The organism is Neisseria musculi, from assembly GCF_014297595.2.
Classification (GTDB): domain Bacteria; phylum Pseudomonadota; class Gammaproteobacteria; order Burkholderiales; family Neisseriaceae; genus Neisseria; species Neisseria musculi.
The window spans coordinates 859,716-878,512 of the sequence record NZ_CP060414.2 but is presented as its reverse complement, the minus strand read 5'-3'; the positions used below and the strand labels follow the sequence as shown (position 1 = coordinate 878,512).

Annotated in this window: 19 protein-coding genes and 1 pseudogene; 17 read left to right on the top strand and 3 right to left on the bottom strand. The window is 56.8% G+C overall.

Translation table 11 applies throughout. The annotated features are described in order from the left end of the window. The first annotated feature begins 67 nt into the window (after positions 1–67). Together hemL and H7A79_RS04435 are read left to right on the top strand one after the other, a co-directional pair. On the top strand, positions 68–1,357 hold the full coding sequence (gene hemL, locus H7A79_RS04440) for a glutamate-1-semialdehyde 2,1-aminomutase (RefSeq protein ID WP_187001191.1): 1,290 nt from the start codon (positions 68–70) through the stop codon (positions 1,355–1,357). Between the two features lie 123 nt (positions 1,358–1,480). After that, positions 1,481–2,362 (top strand): prephenate dehydrogenase, encoded by an 882-nt coding sequence (locus H7A79_RS04435; RefSeq protein WP_187001190.1) that lies wholly within the window; start codon positions 1,481–1,483, stop codon positions 2,360–2,362. A gap of 70 nt (positions 2,363–2,432) precedes the next feature. Here the strand turns inward: H7A79_RS04435 and H7A79_RS04430 are convergent, their stop codons facing one another. Next, on the bottom strand, positions 2,433–2,582 hold the full coding sequence (locus H7A79_RS04430; protein WP_167743137.1) for a hypothetical protein: 150 nt from the start codon (positions 2,580–2,582) through the stop codon (positions 2,433–2,435). A 9-nt stretch (positions 2,583–2,591) separates the two neighbouring features. On the opposite strand from H7A79_RS04430, the gene H7A79_RS04425 reads away from it, so the two are divergent. The 12 genes and pseudogenes from H7A79_RS04425 (at position 2,592) to H7A79_RS04370 (ending at position 11,468) form a co-directional block, all read left to right on the top strand. After that, positions 2,592–3,083, top strand: a complete 492-nt coding sequence (locus tag H7A79_RS04425; RefSeq protein ID WP_135036114.1) for a disulfide bond formation protein B — start codon at positions 2,592–2,594, stop codon at positions 3,081–3,083. Between the two features lie 221 nt (positions 3,084–3,304). Then, positions 3,305–3,745, top strand: a complete 441-nt coding sequence (gene mscL, locus H7A79_RS04420; protein WP_187001189.1) for a large conductance mechanosensitive channel protein MscL — start codon at positions 3,305–3,307, stop codon at positions 3,743–3,745. Positions 3,746–4,119: 374 nt separating this feature from the next. Beyond that, on the top strand, positions 4,120–4,746 hold the full coding sequence (gene trhA / locus H7A79_RS04415; protein ID WP_187001188.1) for a PAQR family membrane homeostasis protein TrhA: 627 nt from the start codon (positions 4,120–4,122) through the stop codon (positions 4,744–4,746). A gap of 234 nt (positions 4,747–4,980) precedes the next feature. Next, positions 4,981–5,430 carry a PTS IIA-like nitrogen regulatory protein PtsN gene (ptsN, locus tag H7A79_RS04410; RefSeq protein WP_135036111.1) on the top strand — a complete coding sequence of 150 codons (450 nt, stop codon included), beginning with the start codon at positions 4,981–4,983 and terminating at the stop codon, positions 5,428–5,430. 2 nt (positions 5,431–5,432) lie between these two features. Further along, a complete protein-coding gene (gene hprK / locus H7A79_RS04405) occupies positions 5,433–6,467 on the top strand; it encodes an HPr(Ser) kinase/phosphatase (protein ID WP_135036108.1) in 1,035 nt (344 codons plus the stop codon). Further along, positions 6,448–7,302 carry an RNase adapter RapZ gene (gene rapZ / locus H7A79_RS04400; protein WP_187001187.1) on the top strand — a complete coding sequence of 285 codons (855 nt, stop codon included), beginning with the start codon at positions 6,448–6,450 and terminating at the stop codon, positions 7,300–7,302. The genes hprK and rapZ overlap by 20 nt, the downstream gene beginning before the upstream one ends. Positions 7,303–7,605: 303 nt before the next feature. Continuing rightward, the gene (ylqF, locus tag H7A79_RS04395) at positions 7,606–8,538 is read left to right on the top strand and encodes a ribosome biogenesis GTPase YlqF (RefSeq protein ID WP_187001186.1); all 933 of its coding nucleotides are present in this window, start codon (positions 7,606–7,608) and stop codon (positions 8,536–8,538) included. Continuing rightward, positions 8,535–8,909, top strand: coding sequence for a hypothetical protein (locus H7A79_RS04390; protein ID WP_187001185.1), 375 nt, complete (start codon positions 8,535–8,537; stop codon positions 8,907–8,909). Before ylqF ends, H7A79_RS04390 begins: the two co-directional genes overlap by 4 nt. Before the next feature lie 64 nt (positions 8,910–8,973). Beyond that, on the top strand, positions 8,974–9,582 hold the full coding sequence (gene scpB / locus H7A79_RS04385; protein ID WP_135036132.1) for an SMC-Scp complex subunit ScpB: 609 nt from the start codon (positions 8,974–8,976) through the stop codon (positions 9,580–9,582). After that, positions 9,579–10,130 (top strand): hypothetical protein, encoded by a 552-nt coding sequence (locus tag H7A79_RS04380; RefSeq protein WP_187001184.1) that lies wholly within the window; start codon positions 9,579–9,581, stop codon positions 10,128–10,130. Before scpB ends, H7A79_RS04380 begins: the two co-directional genes overlap by 4 nt. Before the next feature lie 204 nt (positions 10,131–10,334). Next, a pseudogene (locus H7A79_RS04375) lies at positions 10,335–11,246 on the top strand (pseudouridine synthase); the annotation flags it as partial. 3 nt (positions 11,247–11,249) lie between these two features. Continuing rightward, positions 11,250–11,468, top strand: a complete 219-nt coding sequence (locus H7A79_RS04370; RefSeq protein WP_187001182.1) for a hypothetical protein — start codon at positions 11,250–11,252, stop codon at positions 11,466–11,468. 808 nt (positions 11,469–12,276) lie between these two features. On the opposite strand, the gene mutY is transcribed toward H7A79_RS04370, so the two are convergent. After that, complete coding sequence (mutY, locus tag H7A79_RS04365; RefSeq protein WP_187001620.1) at positions 12,277–13,338, bottom strand: A/G-specific adenine glycosylase; 1,062 nt, start codon at positions 13,336–13,338, stop codon at positions 12,277–12,279. Positions 13,339–13,889: 551 nt separating this feature from the next. Next, the gene (locus H7A79_RS04360; RefSeq protein WP_246408065.1) at positions 13,890–15,173 is read right to left on the bottom strand and encodes a uracil-xanthine permease family protein; all 1,284 of its coding nucleotides are present in this window, start codon (positions 15,171–15,173) and stop codon (positions 13,890–13,892) included. A 573-nt stretch (positions 15,174–15,746) separates the two neighbouring features. Here H7A79_RS04360 and cmk point away from each other — a divergent pair. From cmk to H7A79_RS04345, 3 genes are all read left to right on the top strand, one after another. Further along, positions 15,747–16,406 (top strand): (d)CMP kinase, encoded by a 660-nt coding sequence (gene cmk / locus H7A79_RS04355; protein WP_187001181.1) that lies wholly within the window; start codon positions 15,747–15,749, stop codon positions 16,404–16,406. Between the two features lie 157 nt (positions 16,407–16,563). Beyond that, positions 16,564–18,249, top strand: a complete 1,686-nt coding sequence (gene rpsA / locus H7A79_RS04350) for a 30S ribosomal protein S1 (protein ID WP_135036086.1) — start codon at positions 16,564–16,566, stop codon at positions 18,247–18,249. Positions 18,250–18,260: 11 nt separating this feature from the next. Further along, positions 18,261–18,572, top strand: coding sequence for an integration host factor subunit beta (locus tag H7A79_RS04345; RefSeq protein ID WP_085366261.1), 312 nt, complete (start codon positions 18,261–18,263; stop codon positions 18,570–18,572). The last annotated feature ends 225 nt before the right edge of the window (positions 18,573–18,797 follow it).

The following is an 18,797-nucleotide window of genomic DNA, read 5'->3' as shown; positions in this document are numbered from 1 at the left end:
TCAGACGGCCCAACCGTATCCTCTCAGCCGTCTGAAACACAGCCGTATATTTCAGCAAGGATGCCTTATGAACCGCAACGAACAATTATTCAACCGTGCCAAAAACATCATTCCCGGCGGCGTCAATTCGCCCGTGCGCGCATTCGGCAGCGTCGGCGGCGTGCCGCGCTTTATCTCAAAAGCCCGGGACGCTTATGTGTGGGACGAAAACGGCACCCGCTATATCGATTATGTCGGCTCGTGGGGGCCGGCCATTGTCGGCCATGCCCACCCTGAAGTGGTGGAAGCCGTGCGCGAAGCAGCGTTGGGCGGTTTGTCGTTCGGTGCGCCTACCGAAGGCGAAATCCTCATCGCCGAAGAAATCGCCAAACTGATGCCCAGCATCGAGCAGCTGCGGCTGGTGAGCTCGGGCACCGAAGCCACCATGAGCGCCATCCGCCTGGCGCGCGGTTTTACCGGGCGCGACACAATCATCAAGTTTGAAGGTTGCTACCACGGCCATTCCGACAGCCTGCTGGTGAAGGCCGGCAGCGGCCTGCTCACTTTCGGCAACCCGAGTTCTGCCGGCGTGCCCGCCGATTTCACCCGACACACGCTGGTTTTGGAATACAACAATACCGTACAGCTCGAAGAAACGTTTGCCCAGGCCGGCAGCGAAATCGCCTGCGTGATTTTGGAGCCCTTTGCCGGCAACATGAATCTGGTGAGGCCGTCTGAAAGCTTTATCCAGGCTTTGCGCGCGCTCACCCGGCAACACGGCGCGGTACTGATTTACGATGAAGTGATGACCGGTTTTCGCGTTGCCCCGGGCGGCGCGCAGTCGCTGCACGGCATTACGCCCGATCTGACCACGATGGGCAAGGTTATCGGCGGCGGTATGCCGCTGGCCGCGTTTGGCGGCCGCAAAGACATCATGGCCTGCATTTCCCCGTTGGGCGGTGTGTATCAGGCCGGCACGCTGTCGGGCAATCCCGTGGCCGTGGCCGCCGGCCTGAAAACGCTGGAAATTATCCAACGCGAAGGCTTCTACGAAAACCTGTCTGCCCTCAACCGGCAATTGACCGAAGGTTTTCAGACGGCCGCCTGCGAAGCCGGCATCGCCTTCAGCGCCGACTATATCGGCGGTATGTTCGGCCTGTATTTCGCCGACACCTTTCCGCAAAGCTATGCCGATATGGCCGCTTCGAATGTGGAATATTTCAAAACATTCTTCCACGGCATGCTGGAAAACGGCGTGTTTTTCGGCCCCTCGGCCTACGAAGCCTGCTTTATGTCGGCCGCACACACTCCCGAGCTGATCGAAGAAACCGTAGCCGCCGCGCAAAAAGTGTTTGCACAAACGGCTGCGCAGGCCTGAGCGGGCAAGCGGATACCCGAGGCCGTCTGAAGCCGTGTTCAGACGGCCTTTTTCTATCCGGATACTGTTAAGCCGCCGGCCGTTGGGGTAAACTGGCGGCTTAACCGTTTATCCCACCGCAACATGGAAAGCCCCACTGCGCCCCAACACATCACCCTTATCGGCGTCGGTCTGATAGGCGGTTCGTTTGTGCTCGATTTGAAGCACAAAGGGCTGGCGGGCGGCGTAACCGGCATCGATTTAAACCGCAGCAATCTCGAGCGCGCGCTGGAGCGCAAGGTGATTGACCGCGCGTTTGAGTGCATCTGCGCCGAAGCCGTGGGCGGGGCAGATTTGGTGGTGATCGCCACCCCCGTTGCCACGCTGCCTGCCGTGTGCGTGCAATTGGCACCGCTGCTCGACCACCGTACCGTGGTAACCGATGTGGGCAGCACCAAGCAATCGGCAATCAATGCGTTCAGGCAATATCTGCCGCAGCATCTGCCGCGCTGCATCGCCGCCCACCCGATTGCCGGCTCCGACCGCAGTGGCGCATTGGCGGCGCAGTTCGGGCTGTTTCAAAACAAAAAACTGATTATCTGCCCGCACGGCAAAGAAGATTCAGACGGCCTGTATCTGGTGGAATCGTTATGGCGCTCGGCAGGGGCGCAAATTTCCCGCATGAGCGCGCACGAGCATGATGCCGTTTTCGCCGCCGTGTCGCATCTGCCGCACCTGCTGGCCTATGCCTATGTGCACCAAATCGCCACCCATCCCGATGGCGAGGTTTATTTCGATTTTGCCGCTTCGGGTTTCCGCGACTTCACCCGCATTGCTTCCAGCCACCCTGCTGTCTGGGCCGACATCTGCATGGCCAACAAACACAGCCTGACCGCGCTGGTTGACGGCCAGCAGCAACAGTTGGCGGTGTTGAAAGCCATGCTTGAAGCAGGCGATGCCGCCGCGCTTTACCGTTATTTTGAAAAGGCCAGGCAGGCGCGCGATGATTGGTCGGCTTCACAATGAAATGAGCAGCCATCTTGCCGGGGATTTTCAGACGGCTTTTCACACCGGCAGCGGCTGCCGCGTTGTTGGCCTAAGGATAGTATTCTTGGCGGGCTTTCAGACGGCCTTTCGTTAAAACGGCGGCCTGCCCATACCGGCAGGCCGTCTGAAAACCTATGGTGCCGGTTGTTTTGCCGGCCTGCCGCCGTTGTGTTTGCCCGATACGGAGTATTCTTGACACGGAGTTTGTATGAACCTTTTCCGCAAAACCTTATGGGCCGTGGTGTTGCTTTCGGTCTGCACCGCCATCGGCTCGTTTTATTCGCAATACGTGATGGGGCTGAACCCTTGCGTGTTGTGCATTTTGCAGCGTGTGTCGGTGTTGGCGGCCGGCATGGCGGCGTTGCTGGCCGCACTGGGGCGGCAACAGAGCGGGGCCGGGCGTATGTTTAGCGCGTTTTTGGTGAGCGTGCCGGCCGTGTATGGCGCGGGCGTGGCGGTATATCAGCTTTATATTCAAAGCCTGCCGCCCGGCGCCGCTCCGGCCTGCGGTGCGCCGTGGACGTTCCGCCTGCGGGATTGGCCGTTGTTTGATTTATACGAGCCGGTTATCCGCGGTTTCGGTGATTGTGCGGTGCCCGATTACTTTCTCGGCATACCGCTGCCGGTGTGGAGTGTGTTGTATTTCGGTTTCGTGTTGCTGCTGGTGTGGGGAAGCTTGCTGAAAAGCCGCTCCGCTTGATGCAGGCCGGCTGCGGTAAAAAAGTTACACTTCTTGTCGAACGGTATTTTTTTCACACAAGCGGGAACCAAAATTGCCGTTTCATGTCGAAAAGACAAAATTTAACTATATTGTACATACCATTACAATAAATCCAGTACCATGCGCGCGGCCTTAACTTTTATACAGCGCAGTTTTGGTAATATTCCACACACTTTTTTGAATTTTTGAAAGGAAATATGATGTCTTTAGCACAAGAATTTAAAGAATTTATTATGCGCGGTAACGTGATCGATCTCGCGGTCGGTATGGTTATCGGCACAGCGTTCAGCGGCATTGTAAAATCTTTGGTTGATGATGTGATTATGCCCCCTATCGGTATTTTGATCGGCGGCGTGGACTTCTCAAACCTGTTTATCACCTTGAAAGAGGGGGCCAATGCGCCTGAAGCCGGCTATGCCACTTTGGCTGCCGCGCAGGAAGCCGGTGCGGTTACGCTGAATGTGGGTCTGTTTATCAACACCATCATCAGCTTTCTGATTATCGCCGCTGCCATTTTCGTGGTGATCAAGCTGATCAACAAACTGAAACGCGAAGCGCCGGCTGTTGAAGAAGCGCCGGCCGAGCCTTCCGAAGAAGTGCTGCTGTTGCGCGAAATCCGCGACTCTTTGAACAAAAAATAATATTTGAGCAAACTCCGTCAGGCCGTCTGAACGTTTTCAGACGGCCTGACGTTTTTCCCGCATTTTGATGGAAGCCGCAGCGGGTTTGAAACACGCAATGGTGTCAGGCGGCATAACCCGCCCGCTTGAAAATAACGGCGGCTTGTCAAACCGCTCTCATTTCAGTGAAGCGCAATCATGCCCCAAAGGAAATGGAAGGGATTGCCGCACAGCCCGTTTTAAGCGGATACGCTGGATACGCTGTAAAGGAAGCAGGTGCGTTCAAGTTTCTGCGGGCTTGGCAAAGCCTTTGGTTCGATGCAGTTATGGCCGGCTGCACGATGGGCGCAGAATGCAGTAAACTGATACACCTTTTCCGATTGGAATGATTTACGATGTACGCAGGCGAAAAATTTAACGCATACAGCCATTTGGCAGGCACGGTGTTGGCTGTGGCCGGGCTGGTGCTGCTGCTGGTGAAAGCGGCGGGCACGCCCGATGTGTATAAAATCATCAGCGCGGCCGCCTACGGCATTTGCCTGATTGTGCTTTATGCCGGCTCCACGGTTTACCACAGTGTGCCGCAGCCGAAAGTGAAAGCCGTGCTGCAAAAGGTGGATCATTGCGCAATTTATCTTTTGATTGCAGGCAGTTATACGCCGTTTACCCTGGTGTCGCTGCGCGGTGCATGGGGCTGGTCTCTGTTCGGCGTGTCGTGGGGGTTGGCGGCATTCGGTATTGCCCAGGAGCTGACCATCGGCAGGAAAAGCGAAAAACGCCTGCTGTCGATGGTATTGTATGTATTGATGGGCTGGCTGGTGCTGGTGGCCATATACCCGCTGGCCAAGAGCCTGCCGCCGGCAGGGCTGTTTTGGCTGGTGTTGGGCGGCCTGCTTTACAGTGCGGGGATTTACTGGTTTGTGAACGATGAAAAAATCAAACACGGCCACGGCATTTGGCATCTGTTTGTGCTCGGCGGCAGTTTGGCGCAGTTTGCCTGCGTGTATTTTTATGTGATTTAGCGTTGTGTGTTCCGATATACAATCAACACATTCCGGCCGTCTGAAACCGGCAAAAGGTTTTAAGACGGCCGGGGTGCGTATCATTGCATCGATTATAAGTTGATGAATTATTTGAAGATAAATAATTTTGTTGCAGCACGGGGTTGTGTAAAGCCGGGTTGGAAAATTTGAGATTTGACCCAACAGTGGGTACAATCCGCATCTGTTTTGCTTCTGTAAAGTTAAGAGATTGATATGAGCCTGATCAGAGAAATCCTGCCTTTAGCGCATATTGAGCTGGATTTGGAAGTCAGCAGTAAAAAGCGCGTGTTCGAGCAGGCGGGGCTGTTATTGGAAAACGAGGCCGGCTTGGCGCGCGCCGATGTTTTCGACTGCCTGTTTGCGCGCGAAAAGCTCGGTACAACCGGTTTGGGGCAGGGCGTGGCGATTCCGCACGGCCGCCATGCTTCGGTGGAAAAAGCGGTGGGCGCGTTTATCCGCACCAAAGAACCGGTGCCTTTCGATGCACCGGACGGCAAGCCGGTTTCGCTGATTTTTGTTTTGCTGGTGCCTGAAAACGCCACCGGCGAACATTTGGAAGCCTTATCGAAACTGGCCGGCCGGTTTTCGCGGAAATCCGTGCGCGAAGCCTTGTCGGCTGCCGTGTCGCCCGAAGAAGTGCAGCGGCTTTTGAGCGAAGAGTAACCATGCCCAGCATTTCCGTACGCCGTCTGTATCAGGATAACCAGCACAAGCTGCAACTGGCTTGGGCTGCCGGCACGGCGGGAGCCGACAACCGCATCGGCGTTAAAGACGACAAACCTGTTTTGGCGTTGGTCGGCCATCTGAATTTTATCCACCCCAACCAAGTGCAGGTAATCGGCGTGGCCGAGGCCGAATTTCTCAAGCGCATGGAAGAGGGCACCGACAATCTCAGCGACCTGAGCACCATGGTGGACAAAACCCGCCCCATGCGCCAGGTGCAGGCTGACGGAAACCCCGAAGAAAGCCCGGTCAATCTGTTTGATATTCCTATGTCGATGGTGATTGTGGCCAACGGGCTGCCGGTGTCGCCGATGCTGCGCGATTATTGCCACACCCACAATATCCCGCTGCTCACCTCCAAGCTGGAAAGCCCGCATCTGATGGATGTGTTGCGGATTTATCTGCAGCGCACATTGGCAGTTTCCACGGTCAAACACGGCGTGTTTCTCGATGTTTTTGAAATCGGCGTGCTGATTACCGGCCAGTCGGGCTTGGGCAAAAGTGAGCTGGCATTGGAGTTGATTTCGCGCGGCCACAGTTTGATTGCCGATGATGCGGTAGAGCTTTACCGCACCGGCCCCGAAACGCTTGACGGCCGCTGCCCGCCGATGCTGCGCGATTTTCTCGAAGTGCGCGGGCTGGGGGTGCTGAATATCCGCCATATTTTCGGCGAAACTTCTATCCGACCTAAAAAAATCCTTCAATTAATCATTAACTTGGTTGCTGCCGATGATGATTATATGAAACGGCTCGACCGCCTGAGCATCCGTTCCGAAACCGAATCGATTTTAGATGTGAGCGTGCGCTCGGTTACGCTGCCCGTGGCGGTGGGGCGCAACCTGGCGGTGTTGGTTGAAGCCGCCGTACGCAACTATATTTTGCAATTGCGCGGCAAAGACAGTACCAAAGAATTTTTGGAGCGCCACCAAAGTATGCTGAAAGAAAACGAAACCGGCCATGAAAATAGTGTTGATTAGCGGGCTTTCCGGTTCGGGAAAGTCGGTTGCACTCAAACTTCTGGAAGATTTGGGCTATTACTGCGTTGATAACCTGCCCATCAAACTCCTGCCCGGCCTGGTGGCTTACCACACGGAAAGCAGTGAAATAAACCGGCTCGGTATCAGTGTCGATATCCGCTCGCGCATCGATATTAAAGAAGCGCAAACACAGCTTCAGGCACTGCGGAACCTGGGGCACGAAGTGGAAATTCTGTTTCTTGAAGCCGAAGAGGGCATTTTGGTACGGCGTTTTTCAGAAACCCGCCGCAGCCACCCGCTTTCCGGTCAAACCTTAACCTTGCTGGAGAGCCTGCAACAGGAAAAAACCTGGCTGTTCCCCCTGCGAGAAGCCGCCTACTGCATCGACACATCCAAAATGAATGCCCAGCAGCTGCGCCACACCGTGCAGCAATGGCTCAAACACGAAAGGCAGGGGCTGCTGGTGATTTTAGAATCGTTCGGCTTCAAATACGGCGTGCCCACCAATGTGGATTTTCTGTTTGATATGCGCAGCCTGCCCAACCCCTATTACGACACCGCGCTGCGCCCTTTCAACGGCATGGACAAACCGATTCAGGATTATCTCGGCAGCCAGGCCATAGTGCAGGAAATGGTGGAGGGCATCGGCAGTTTCATGAGCCGCTGGCTGCCGCAGATGCAGGTGGAAAGCCGCAGCTATGTAACCATAGGCATAGGCTGCACCGGCGGTCAGCACCGCTCGGTGTATATGGTGGAGCAGCTTGCCCGAAGGCTCAAAGGGCATTACGAACTGCTGGTGCGCCACCGCCAGCTTAACCGTTTGGCGGAACGCTGAGTTTCAGACGGCCTTTTTGGGTATTTAGGCCGTCTGAAAGCCGACCCCGCACCGTGTTATAATGCCGCACACCATCAGGCAGCCCGGCTTTAAGGCAGCCCGGCTTTAAGGGCTGCCTGATGGTCATAACCGGCCTGTTTGAGAACAATGGCAGCACAGCATCGCCTTGTGTCGTTTTCATCATCCGCACAGTCTGCCATTTTCTGTCTTAATATTTTAACGGACAGGCCGGCGCGCCCTCCCAAACCCGCAATTTTTCAGACGGCTTCCAAGCCCCGCCAAACCCCGAAAGATCAGCACACCATGGCAATCCAATGGTTCCCCGGTCACATGAACAAAGCCAGAAAGGCCATCGCCGAGCGCATCAAAAGCGTGGACATGGTTATCGAAATGCTCGATGCCCGTATGCCCGCATCCAGCGAAAACCCCCTGCTGGCGCAGCTTTCCAAAGGCAAGCCCAAGCTCAAAATCCTCAACAAACAGGATTTGGCCGACCCCGGGCGCACCGCAGTCTGGCTGGAACACTACAACAGCCGCCCCGACACCCGGGCTATCGCGCTCGATGCTTCCGAAACCGCCGCCGCAGCCAAAATCACCCGCGCCTGCCGCACCATGATGCCTAACCGGGGCGGCATCGGAAAGCCCCTTCGCGTTTTGATTTGCGGCATTCCCAACGTTGGCAAATCCACCCTGATTAACGGCATGATCGGCAAAAAATCCGCCAAAACCGGTAACGAGCCGGGCATCACCAAAGCCGAGCAGCGCCTGTTTCTCGCCGATGACTTCTGGCTCTACGACACCCCGGGGATGCTGTGGCCGAAAATCATCGTAGAAGAGGGCGGCTACAATCTCGCCGCCGGCGGTGCCGTAGGGCGCAACGCGCTCGATGAAGAGGAAGTCGCCCTCGAGCTGTTAGACTACCTGCGCCGCCACTATCTGCCGCTGCTGCAAGCGCGCTATCAGGCGGATAAAGACCCCAGCAGCCATTGGCAGAACACCGACTGGCTCGAATGGATCGCCAAAAAGCGCGGCGCAGTTTTAAGCGGCGGCCGCACCAACTACCAAAAAGCCGCCGAAAACACCCTCACCGATTTCCGCGATGGCCACATCGGCAGAATCACGCTCGAAACGCCAAACCAATGGGAAACATGGCTCAAAAAAGCCAAACAGAAAGAAGCCGAACAAAAAGCCGTGCGCGAAGCGCGAAAAGCAGAAAAAAAAGGAAAACCCCTGTGAGGCCGATAGTTTCCGCCGCCTTATCGGCAGGCGTCTTATCTTTAACCGCCTGCACTTTTTCAGACGGCCAAAACAAACTGCAAGCCCCGCCGTCCGGCAGCCGTCAGCGGCAACCCCAAACGCTTGAAAAACAGGTGCAGATCTACAAACCGGACGGCTCCCGCCAATGCGGAGGCAGCGGCATCAGCCCGGCGGTTATGGAAAAAGAACTGCAGGGCATACGCGTGTATGCGGCCGGAAAACAAACCCTGCGCGGCGTGATGTTTCCCGCCGTGTGCGGCGGCCAAACCGGCCGCGTTAATGTATATACCATCGCCGAGCGCGGCCTGCCAGAAGCAAAAAAACGCGGATTTGCCATATTGCCATATTGAAGCAGAAAGATTAACTTCCGTTTCAAACGGCCGTTGGCAAGGCCGTCTGAAACCCCAACAAACCATGACCGAAAAACTTCCGCCCGATGCGCTCATCGAAGCCGCACTGCTTACCCAAACCGAACCCTTGAGCGAAAAAACCATGCGCGAGTTGTGCGTGCCGCCGCTCTCGCCCGACAAACTCATCGATGTGCTGGCCGGCCTGAAAGCCCGCTGGCACGACCGCGCCCTGCAATTAACCCACACCCGCGAAGGCTGGCGGTTTCAAATTGCTCAGGCGGCGTTTGAACGGCTGGGCAGCCTGCAGGAACAGCGCGCGCCGCGCTATTCGCGTGCGGTGATGGAAACGCTGGCGATTATCGCCTACCAGCAGCCGGTTACGCGCGGCGACATCGAAGGCATACGCGGCGTGGCAGTGTCGCAAAATGTGATGCAGACGCTGCAAGACAGAGGCTGGATTGAAATCATCGGCCACCGCGATTCCATCGGCCGCCCCGCGCTGTGGGCTACCACCCACGCGTTTTTAAGCGATTTGCAGCTCGAAAGTTTGGAAGCGTTGCCGCCGCTCACCGAGCTGGGCGAGCTGGTGCTGCCCGATTTAACCGGGCCGGCCGGCAGCGGCGGGGCGGAGGATCGGGAAGATGCCGCACCCGATGAAGCGGAACAACCGTGAATACCGCCTATTATCTGCATTGTTTTGCCTCGCTCAATTGCGCCAGACACAAAGGCAAAGAAGCACCGCACAAGCCCGTTCTGCTGCTGGCGTTGGCCGATTTGGCGGAGCAGGGCCGTCTGAAAGGCACCGAAACCGCGCCCGATGCCGCATTGGAAACCGCATTCAGGCAGGTTTGGCGGCGTTATGTTGCCGATGTCGGCTTCACCATGAATATGGGCATGCCGTTTTACCATATGCGCAGCGAGCCTTTTTGGCATTTGAGTATCGGCCGGTGGTCGGGCGGGGATATTGAAGACAGGCATAAAATTAAGAACCTGGGCACGCTGAGGCGCGTTGCTGCCCGCTCAACCATCAATGCAGGACTGATTGACTGCCTGAACAGCATAACCGAGTGGGAAAAATTGCGCGCGCTGCTGATCGAACGCTATTTCAACCGCAGAAACGGCGACACAGACAGACACGGGCCGGGGCGGCAAGATGTGCCGCCAACGGTGTCGAACCTGCCAAGCCCGCAAAACGGCCCGCAGTATTGTGCAGCAGCGTGATACGGCAGATAAACATTGCTTTCGATACGCCCCGCCGCCCGGCTCTCTGTATCGGAAATAAAACCGGGCGGCCGCCTGATCTGCATACAAAGGCCGTCTGAAAAAACCTTTTTACCCACCCGACCTGCCGCCGCAAGGCCTCAGAAGAGCCGTTCTGTCCGGCGGCAGAGCGCGTTAGGAGAACATGAAATGTCTGAAAAAAATAAAAACGTAAGCAAGCCCGCCCAGCAGCGGCAGCCCAAACCGAAAACGCAGGCGGCGCGCGCCAAAAAACTGGCAGTGCGCAACCCCAACCAAAAAATCATGGAGCGCGCCCGCAATTTGAAGGAAAAACGCGCCGATTTGGAAAGCTTCGAACCGGTGCGCCTGCAAAAAGCACTGGCCGCCTCGGGCGCGGGCTCCCGCCGCGAAATGGAAGAGTGGATCGGCCGGGGCTGGGTAACGGTAAACGGCAAAACCGCGCAACTGGGCGACAAAGTGTCGCCGGCAGACCAAGTGCAGGTAAAAGGCAGCGTGATCAAGCTCAAATGGCCCGACCGCCTGCCGCGCATTATTCTTTATTACAAACAGGAAGGCGAAATCGTGTCGCGCGGCGACCCGCAGGGGCGTGTGAGCGTTTTCGACCGCCTGCCGCAGGCCGCCAGCAGCCGCTGGACGGCCATCGGCCGCTTGGACATCAACACCGGCGGGCTGCTGATTCTCACCACCTCGGGCGAGCTGGCAAACCGTTTCGCCCACCCCAGCTTTGAAGTGGAGCGCGAATACGCCGTGCGTGTGCTCGGCGGATTAACGGCCGGGCAGATGAAAACGCTCACCGAAGAAGGCGTGATGCTGGAAGACGGCTTGGCAAGGGTGGAGCGCATTTGCGCGCAGGGCGGAGAAGGGGCAAACAAATGGTATAACGTGGTGATTAAAGAAGGCCGCAACCGCGAAGTGCGCCGCATTTTCGAGCATTTCGGCCTGGCCGTGAGCCGCCTGGTGCGCGTGGGCTTCGGCCCCATCGGCCTGCCCAACCGGCTCAAGCGCGGTCAGTTTTACGAGCTCAACCCCGCCGAAGTGGCCAATATCATGAGGTGGGCGGATATGCCCCTGCCCGGCAGCCGGAGCAGAAGATAAGGGTTGCGGAAGTTTGCAGGCCGTCTGAAAAAGTTTTCAGACGGCCTTTTCCAACACCTTAAGCTTTGCAGAGATAATCAATACCGCCGCAACACATCCCCCCGCCATTTTGTCTGGCTGCATTCAAACGGCCGCCAAACCGGCTTGAGTTTGGGAGCGTTGTGTTTGGGCAACGCCGCACCGTTAGGCCGAAGGCCGTCTGAAAGTTTCAGACGGCCTTAAACTCTTTCGGCAAACCACATCGCGGCAACATAACACCGGCCTTGCCGCGCCCTGCCCGGGTAACATTCAAACCGCTGTCAAACTGGCTCGGGATTTTGCAGCATTCAGAAAACACCGCAGAGATTGATCTGCCGTTATTCCCGCCTGCGCGGGAATAATAGTGTTGCGGCCTTTCAGACGGCATTCAGGTGTTTCTGCCACGGCTGCAATGCAGTGAACCCCTGCATTTTCGGTAGGGCAGTGGGCGCACGGTGCTGCCATGCCGCAACGGAGGGGCCACGGTTCCTGTTGTGGTTTTCTTTATCTGCTTTGGCGGTGGTTTTCAGACGGCCTTGCGGGTTCCGTCAGAACCTGTGCTCAGGCCGTCTGAAATCATTTATCAAACAGAATGGCAGGTTGAATAGGGTTGGTAATCTTTTGCTGCTCGGCCGCGTTGTTTCAGGCCGTCTGAAAACGTTTTCAGACGGCCTTAGGCATTTTTGCCAGGCTTTATGGCGAACTCCTTTCATTTGCGGCGCAGGGCATCGGGCGGCCTTAACCCGCGCAGGGCAGGGCGGGGCAACGCTTGAACGGGGGCGGATTTGCGCGAATCCGGCCCGGCTGCGCCATAAACGGTTTGGCACGGCTGTGTTTTCCCAAAGCAAAACAGGCAGCCGTTGGGAAGCGGATACCGTGAACCCGCTTCATTGCCGCTTCGGCATGGCCGTGTTTTAAAGGGAACGGCCGGGCAGGTTGCCGATACTGCTTGCGGCTTGCTGTTTTGCCGCGCAAACAAAGCGGGTTCACGATAGGGCGGAGCGCCGGTGTTTCAGGGTCGGGCGGTTTTTTTTCCCAAGCGGCGGCTTAACAAAAAATCATGCAGCGGTTTGGGCAGGCCGCAGCCGGAATCATGTGGGTCCGCCCACAGGCCGTCTGAAAGGCCGCCGGGCAGGCTGTCGGGCACGGGTGCGCAAAACGGGGTAATCAGCAATAAGCGGTGGGTGAGGCGGTGGGTGAAGGCGGGCTGTTCTTCGAGGCCGTCTGAAAGAAGGCCGAAGTGTGCGGCGGCGGCATAGAGGCTGCCGGGGCTGTTGAAGCACGGCACGCAGTAAAGGCCGCCCCAAATGCCTTCGGGCGGCCGCTTTTCAAGCCATATGGCACCGTTTGGGCGGCGCATCACCAGCCAAAACAGCGGCAGCGTTGGCACTTCGGGCGCACTTTTTTTGCGCGGCAGCTCGGCAGTGAGGTTTTGCGCTTTGGCCCGGCAGATGCCGGCCATCGGGCAGCCGCCGCACAGGGGCTTGCTGCGTTTGCAGACGGTGGCGCCCAAGTCCATCAGCCCCTGTGTGTAGGCGGGCATATCGCCGCCGCGTTCGGGCAGCAGCGATTCGGCCAGCGTCCACAGTTGTTTCTCAAACTTTTTATCGGCGGCACCACCGTCCAGCGCAAACACGCGGCAGAGCACGCGCCTGACGTTGCCGTCTAAAATGGCTTCGCGCTTGTGGAAGGCAAAAGCGGCAATGGCCGCTGCAGTGCTCCTGCCCACGCCGCAGAGTGTTTCCAGCTTTTCGCGCTCGCACGGAAATACGCCGCCAAACGTTTCGACCACCTGCCGTGCGGCTTTGTGCAGGTTGCGGGCGCGGCTGTAATAGCCCAAGCCCGCCCACAGGCCGAGCACTTCGTCCTGCCCGGCCGCTGCCAGTTCGGCCACGGTGGGAAAGCGGGCGGTAAAGCGCGGGTAATAGTCCAGCACGGTGGCCACTTGGGTTTGCTGAAGCATGATTTCCGAGAGCCATACGAGATAGGGATCGCGCACCTGCCAGGGCAGGTGGTGGCGGCCGTGCTGTTTCTGCCAGCGTATCAGGCGGGTTGCGAAAGAAAGGTCGGTCATGGCGGATAAGGAAAAAATGTGCTGCAAGCTGGATTGGGGCTGGCGGGCAAGGGCGGTTCGGCAGCGTGCGGCCGTCTGAAAACGCCGTTTCCGAAAGGAAACAAGTTTCTGCGGAGCTAAAACGCCGTTTCGCTGCGGCGGGCAGGCAATATCGTGAATCTGCGCGGTTTCCGCTACGGCATTACCGCGCTTCGGCTTCGGGAAAACGGTTTTGTCGGCCGCCTATGCGGCAACATCAGTATTTATCGGTAGTGCCTGCGGCCTGTGCGGTTGCGGAATGTGCGGGTTCACGATAAACAGCGGTGGGTTTCAGACGGCCTTTCGGGCGGCTCGGTTTGCAAGTTTTCTGCCCGAAGGCAGCCTGTGGTGCGCTGTCGTTTCAGGTTCGGGCATCGCTCTGTTTTGGGTTTCAGACGGCCCGGCTTGCGGGTTGGTGCAGGTGGGGAAGCCGTGTCGTTTGGCTGCGGATCGATACTGCGTATGCCCCGTTCTGCTACTGCATTGCGGCACCTTGCGCTGCTGCGGCGGGCTGTTTCGGAAATATTGCCCCACTATATGCCTGCGCCTGTCGGACGCATGGCTTGGCGGGGCGGGGTATCAATGCGGTAAGGGAGGTTCCGCTTCACCGGGCGCGGCATCGGGCAGAGTATCCTGTTCAGCACCACGGCCAGCACCGCACACAGCCCGACACCCGCAAAGCTGATGCTGCCCAGCTTGATAATCATGCCGCCCACGCCGGTGGTGAGCACCGAGCTGACGATAACGAGGTTTTTCGGCTGCATCAAATCCACTTTGGCATCAATCAGCGTTTTCAGGCCGAGCGAGGCGATGGTGCCGAACAGCAGAATCATAATCCCGCCCATCACCGGCAGCGGAATCGAAGCCAGAAAAGCATTGAATTTGCCGAAAAACGCCATGCAGATGGCGAAAACGGCCGCCCAAGTCATGATTTTCGGATTGCCGTTTTTGGTAATCATCACCGCGCCGGTTACTTCGCCGTAGGTGGTTACGGGCGGGCCGCCGATCAAGCCCGCCGCACACACGCCCAAACCGTCGCCCGCCAGCGTTTTGTCGAGGCCGGGGTCTTTGGCATAATCGTTGCCGGTTACTTTGCCCACCGCCATCACGCCGCCGATGTGCTCAATGGCCGGGGCGATGGCAACGGGCAGCATAAACAGCGCAGCCTGCCAGTTGATTTGCGGCGTTTCAAAATGCGGCACGGCAAACCACGGCGCGGCGGCAATCGGGGAAGTATCCACCCATCCCATCAGCAGGGCGGCCGCATAGCCGGCACCCACGCCGATTAAAATCGGCACCAGTTTGATCATTCTGCTGCCGAACACTGCCACCAGCACGGTAACGGCAAAAGTAAAGCCCGAGAGCAGCAGCGATTGGGCGTAGTCCACTGCCTGGGTGCCGCCGGCCTGCCCCATGGCCATTTGGCTGGCCACCACCGCCACCGACAAACCGATTACCATAATCACCGGCCCGATAACCACGGGCGGCAGCAGGCGGTTGACGGCGGCCAGCCCGCGCCATTTAATCAATGCGGCAAACACAAAATACATAAAGCCCGCCGCAAACAGGCCGAACATGGTGGAAGGCAGCCCCCATTCGCCGACAGAATAAATAATCGGCGCAATAAAGGCGAACGAAGAGCCTAAAAACACCGGCACTTTCTGTTTGGTCACACATTGAAAAAGCAGCGTACCGATGCCCGCGCCCAAGAGTGCCATGGCCGGGTTCAGGCCGGTGAGCAGCGGCACCAGCACCATCGCGCCAAATGCCACAAACAGAATCTGCGCGCCTGCAACGGCTAATTTGAGTTGCTGCATATTTAAGTTCCGTTATTCTGGTTGAAAACAAACGGACAGATTATATAGCGGATCCACATATTTCCGATACAGGGCCGGCACGCCGCAGCCGGCGCAGCATAACCCTGTTGCCGCTCCGGCAGCTTAAAAAGCCGTTTTAGCTTTGCAGAAACTTGTTTCCTTTCGGAAACGGCGTTTTAGCTTTGCAGAAACTTGTTTCCTTTCGGAAACGGCGTTTTAGCTTTGCAGAAACTTGTTTCCTTTCGGAAACGGCGTTTTAGCTCCGCAGAAACTTGTTTCCTTTCGGAAACGGCGTTTTCCCGGGGCTTGAGGCGCGGCAAGGCCGTGGCGGAAGCCCGGCGGATTCACGATAATGCTGCAAAAAAGTATTTTGTGTATTGCGCCGCGTGTTTTTCAGACGGCCTCAGGCAATGCCGGCGCGTCAAGAAAAAGATTGCAAGCCTATATCCAGCCTATATAATTCTGCTTCTGATTTGACCGACAGATTGTTTCAGACGGCCGGGACAAACAGTCGGGACAAACCCGCAAGGCCGTCTGAACAACACCGCCTCAGCGGATAAAGAGAATAACGATATGGATTTAAACCGAAAAATTATCGCCATTGACGGCCCGGGCGCATCGGGAAAAGGCACGGTGGCATCACGCGTGGCCGCCGCGCTCGGCTTCGACTATCTCGATTCCGGCGCACTTTACCGCCTGACCGCGCTTTACGCACAGCAGTGTCATGCCGGCTGGAGTGATGAAACGGCCGTAGCCGCGCTGGCCGGAGCGCTGCCCGCCGAATTTGACGGCAGCCGTATCCTGCTTGACGGCCGCGATGTTACAGATGCCGTCCGCTCCGAAGCCATCGGCATGGGGGCATCGGAAGTGGCGCAGCTGCCCAAAGTGCGCGGGGCACTGCTGCAACGGCAGCGCGCTTTTCTCACCGAAAAGGGCTTGGTGGGAGACGGGCGCGATATGGGTTCGGTGGTTTTTCCCGATGCCGCGCTGAAAATTTTTCTGACTGCGTCTGCCCGTACCCGTGCCGAACGCCGCGCCAAACAAATCGGTCTGCCTGCAGAAGGTTTGGCTTTCGAGCGCATTCTCGCCGACATCGAAACACGCGATGAAGCCGACCGCCGCCGCGCCGTTGCACCGCTCAAGCGGCAGCCCGATGCCCTGCTGCTGGACACTACCCGCCTAACCATCGAAGAATCGGTAAAAAAAGTGCTTGATTGGTATGCAGAAATCTAAGCCTGCTGTATAATTCCGCCAGCTTTTTCAGACGGCTCCGGCATCTTGGCAGGCCGTCTGAAAACCGTTTGCAGCAAATGCCTGCCGTGCCAAGGGCGGCAGGCGTTTTCCACAACCCACCCCGCACCCCTTGGCGGTGTATTGAAAAGAGTTATTTATGACTATGGAAAATTTTGCCCAGCTTTTGGAAGAGAGCTTTACCCTTCAAGAGATGAACCCCGGCGAGGTGATTACCGCCGAAGTGGTCGGCATCGACCAAAACTTCGTTACCGTAAACGCCGGTTTGAAATCAGAATCTCTGATCGATGTGGCCGAATTCAAAAACGCCCAGGGCGAGATTGAAGTGAAAGTAGGCGATTTCGTTACCGTAACCATCGAATCTGTTGAAAACGGCTTCGGCGAAACCAAACTGTCGCGCGAAAAAGCCAAACGCGCTGCCGACTGGATTGCTTTGGAAGAAGCCATGGAAAACGGCGATATTCTTTCAGGCATCATCAACGGCAAAGTCAAAGGCGGCTTAACTGTGATGATCAACAGCATCCGCGCTTTCCTGCCCGGTTCGCTGGTTGATGTGCGTCCCGTAAAAGACACCTCCCACTTTGAAGGCAAAGAAGTCGAATTCAAAGTGATCAAACTCGACAAAAAACGCAACAACGTTGTGGTATCCCGCCGCGCCGTTCTGGAAGTTACCCTGGGCGAAGAGCGCAAAGCCCTGCTGGAAAATCTGCAGGAAGGCTCGGTTGTCAAAGGTATTGTTAAAAACATCACCGACTACGGTGCATTCGTTGATTTGGGCGGCATCGACGGCCTGCTGCACATCACCGATCTGGCATGGCGCCGCGTGAAACATCCGAGCGAAGTGCTGGAAGTGGGCCAGGAAGTAGAAGCCAAAGTGTTGAAGTTCGACCAAGACAAACAGCGCGTTTCCCTGGGTATGAAACAGTTGGGCGAAGACCCGTGGAACGGCCTGACCCGCCGTTATCCGCAAGGCACCCGCCTGTTCGGTAAAGTATCCAATCTCACCGACTACGGCGCGTTTGTTGAAATCGAGCAGGGCATCGAGGGCTTGGTGCACGTTTCCGAAATGGATTGGACCAACAAAAACGTCCACCCGAGCAAGGTTGTGCAGCTGGGCGACGAAGTGGAAGTGATGATTCTCGAAATCGATGAAGACCGCCGCCGCATCAGCTTGGGCATGAAACAATGCCAGGCCAACCCGTGGGAAGAGTTTGCTGCCAACCACAATAAAGGCGACAAGCTGTCCGGTGCGGTGAAATCCATCACCGACTTCGGTGTATTTGTAGGCCTGCCCGGCGGCATCGACGGCTTGGTTCATCTTTCCGATCTGTCTTGGACGGAGTCGGGCGAAGAGGCCGTGCGCAAATACAAAAAAGGCGAAGAAGTGCAGGCCGTTGTGTTGGCCATCGATGTGGAAAAAGAGCGTATTTCCCTGGGTATCAAACAGTTGGAGGGCGACCCCTTCGGTAACTTTATCAGCGTAAACGACAAAGGTTCGCTGGTTAAGGGTGTGGCGAAGTCTGTAGATGCCAAAGGCGCGGTCGTTTCGCTGACCGAAGAGGTGGAGGCTTATCTGCCGGCTTCAGAATGGTCGGCCGAGCGCGTTGAAGACTTGCGCAACGTGTTGAAAGAGGGCGACGAAGTAGAAGCCATTGTGGCTACGGTTGACCGCAAAAACCGCAGCATCAAGCTGTCGGTGAAGGCGAAAAACGCCAAAGAGAGCCGTGATGCGCTCAACTCTATGAATGCCGCTTCTACTGCCAGCGCCGGCACGACCAGCCTGGGTGATTTGCTGAAAGCCAAACTTTCAGGCGATCAAGAGTGATAGGTGCAGACATGACTAAGTCTGAATTAATGGTTCGTTTGGCAGAGGTATTTGCCGAAAAAAACGGCACGCAGCTGATGGCTAAAGATGTAGAATACAGCGTAAAGGTTTTGGTGGATACCATGACCCGCTCGCTGGCTAAAGGGCAGCGTATCGAAATCCGCGGGTTCGGCAGTTTCGATTTAAACCGCCGCCCGGCCCGTGTCGGCCGCAACCCTAAAACCGGCGAACGTGTGGAAGTGCCCGAAAAATATGTTCCCCACTTCAAGCCGGGTAAAGAGTTGCGGGAGCGTGTGGATCAAGCCCTGCTGAACGCAAAATAAACTGAAAAAGTCAACGCCGCAGAGATGCGGCGTTTTTTATTTGAAAACCGTGATATGTGGCTGCCAGAATGGGCAGGCCGTCTGAAAACAAAAAAACCGAACCGGCAACCCAAGGTATGTGACAAACAGGCTTGTGTGGTGTTGTTTGCTGCACTTCATGGTTGTTTTATGTTAAAGTTCCGCATGAATGATTCGGAGCTGTTTGAATTTAAAATCAAAGTATAA